This window comes from Pseudomonas sp. P4_C3, from assembly GCF_056402075.1.
Map to the genome: position 1 here is coordinate 1 of NZ_JBFUIC010000777.1, position 636 is coordinate 636.

General features: G+C 56.0%; 1 protein-coding gene. It reads left to right on the forward strand.

The features are described 5' to 3' along the window. Positions 1–327: 327 nt before the first annotated feature. On the forward strand, positions 328–636 hold a 309-nt coding region (locus AC1DVH_RS32390; RefSeq protein ID WP_477757209.1), incomplete at its 3' end, for a hypothetical protein.

The window sequence follows — 636 nt, forward strand, 5'->3', positions numbered from 1 at the left end:
TTTAGTAAGTTACGCCATCTATTCAACCTGCGTTCATGGGCCGTCGCCTCCTTGAGGCGCAATACCAGCCTGTAGTTACGGTTGTCATGGGGAATTGATCCTCAGTCGAGCACTGCTGATCGCATGCGATTCAGTAAGGGCTCGGTGCGGCCGTTGTACCAGGTCCCGTCGTTCAATTTTAGATTTTTATTTATGGGGTTCAGCACTAAACCACGCGTTTGCAGCCGTGTTTTATGCGTGTGGTTTCCTGATTAGTCAAGCATCGAGGAAACAGCCATGGCCAGCTTCATCAAGTCCGATCTCGAGTTCATTCTCGAACAAATTTTCATCGCTGAACGGAATGCGGCAGGCGCGAGTCTGGCTGACATGCTGCCGAACGTAGAAGTACCCTTCGGCCTGCGCACCGTCTCCGGCATCGACAACAACCTGGCCAATCCCCAGTTCGGTGCCGCCGACAATTTCTTTCCGCGTATGACGACGCCGGTGTTCAATACCGCGCAGGTCCAGCCGGTCGGCTTCTTCGGCCCCGCCGATCCTGGCGGAACCACGCCGACCTCCTACCAGCAGACCAGCGGTTTCGTCTTCGACTCGCAGCCGCGCACCATCAGCAACCTGATCGTGGACCAGACCGCCAAC